The following is a 325-nucleotide window of genomic DNA, read 5'->3' as shown; positions in this document are numbered from 1 at the left end:
CCGGGTTTCATTTCGTTGAGGCCCTGGCGGAAAAAGCCGGTGCGCGATGGAATGTGGACAGCAAGCTGTTCGGCGAGACCGCCAAGGTCGAGATCGCCGGGCAGACGGTGTGGCTGCTGGAACTGGATGGGGAAGCGGTCGGCCATGCCGCCGCCGGCCCCTGTGGCCTGCCGCATCCGGATGTGAAACCCGGTGACGGCGAACTCAAGCGCCTGTACGAACTCGCGCTGGCGGACCGTATCGATCAGCACATAATCCGGCGCGATGCAGGTCTGGCCCGCGTTGAACCACTTGCCGGTGGCCAGCCGCGCGGCGGCTTTGCCCA

1 protein-coding gene is annotated in these 325 nt (G+C 66.2%); it reads right to left on the bottom strand.

The annotated features are described in order from the left end of the window. A partial coding sequence (locus tag ABGA94_RS10545; protein ID WP_375367224.1) for a hypothetical protein occupies positions 1–325 on the bottom strand: 325 nt, incomplete at both ends.

The organism is Stenotrophomonas sp. 3diitr2024, assembly GCF_042136455.1.
Taxonomy (GTDB): Bacteria; Pseudomonadota; Gammaproteobacteria; order Xanthomonadales; family Xanthomonadaceae; genus Stenotrophomonas; species Stenotrophomonas sepilia.
The sequence above is the reverse complement of the archived record's forward strand: the minus strand, read 5'-3'. Positions and strand labels throughout refer to the sequence as shown.